Below are 1298 nucleotides of genomic sequence, written 5' to 3'. Positions count from 1 at the left end.
CATGTCGATTTCGTCGGCTCCCTGCTCAACCGCCATGCGAACATCGGAGAGCTTGATTTCGAGCGACGAATTTCCACTGGGGAAAGCGGTCGCGACCGAAGCGACTTTGATGCCGGAGCCTTTTAGTTCGCTATGCGCCAGCGAGACGTAATTTGGATACACGCAAACCGCAGCGACCGTCGGCAGGCCTTCGACGGCGTCGTGAAGGTGGCGGGCTTTGTAGCAAAGCGGTTTGACTTTGCCTTCGGTGGGTCTGATTGATGAACAGATTGTCGCCGGCGCGACTGCGACTGGAACGCATGGTTCCGGCAGCAACAGCTTGTCCCATTTCATCAAAGCCGTGCGGGTCGCGCACTATGACGCGCGCGGAAACGCCGTGATCACGACAATCGATTCGGGCGACGAACTTCGTGCGGCGCGCTGCTCATTGGGGATGCTGGGCGTGATTGTGGAGATCCAGTTCGGCTGTCGCAAAAAGTACAACATCGAAGAACATGCTCGGGCGCACAGAACGCTCGACAGCGCGATCGCGATGGAAGACTCTCACCCAAAGCAACAATTTTACCTGATGCCGTGGGCTTGGAATTTCTTCGGGCACCATCGCGTCGAGACCAATTCGCCACGAAGCGGACTGGCAACGCTCTATCGACTGTATTGTTTCTGTGTGATCGATGTCGGGCTTCACATCGCGGTGTCACTGCTGTCGCGAACGCTCAAATCGGCTGCCGCAACGCGATTCTTCTTCAAACGAATTCTCCCGTGGACGATCATCAACAACTGGAAAATCGTCGATGATTCGCATGCGATGTTGGTGATGGAGCACGATCTGTTTCGACACATCGAAATCGAAGTCTTTGTGCCGAGAAGCAAACTTCAACAGGCAACGGACTTGTTGACCGATATCGTTTGCGTTTTTGGATCGCAACCCAAGCGAAATGCAGATTCGACAGACTCGCTACTGGATTCCGCCGGCGCGAAAGAGCAGCTTGATTCGATGGCCGGAAGCTACGTGCACCACTATCCGATCTGCTACCGACGAATTTTTCCTGACGACACGATGCTGACGTGTAGCTCGGCGTCGGACACCGCGGAGGTTGACGAAGACTGGTACGCGATCAGTTTCATTAGCTACCAATGTCCTGCCGATCGCGAAGGTTTTTTCAAGTTTGCCAACTTCATTGCGCCGCTGATTGCCGAACTGTTTGGAGGCCGATGTCACTGGGGAAAGTACAATCCGCTCGACCGCGATCAGAACGCGTGTCTCTATGCCGACATGGATCGATTCAAGGAAATCGTTC

1 protein-coding gene and 1 pseudogene are annotated in these 1298 nt (G+C 54.6%); one reads left to right on the top strand and one right to left on the bottom strand.

Features of this window, described 5'->3' with window-relative positions:
• Positions 1 to 333, bottom strand: a pseudogene (locus RC85_RS25875) (hypothetical protein); the annotation flags it as partial.
• 43 nt (positions 334 to 376) lie between these two features.
• Between RC85_RS25875 and RC85_RS25870 the strand changes: the two are divergent.
• Positions 377 to 1298: D-arabinono-1,4-lactone oxidase (locus tag RC85_RS25870; protein WP_202907974.1), on the top strand; the 922-nt coding region annotated here is incomplete at its 3' end.

Source organism: Rubripirellula obstinata, assembly GCF_001642955.1.
GTDB classification, from domain to species: Bacteria; Planctomycetota; Planctomycetia; order Pirellulales; family Pirellulaceae; genus Rubripirellula; species Rubripirellula obstinata.
The sequence above is the reverse complement of the archived record's forward strand: the minus strand, read 5'-3'. Positions and strand labels throughout refer to the sequence as shown.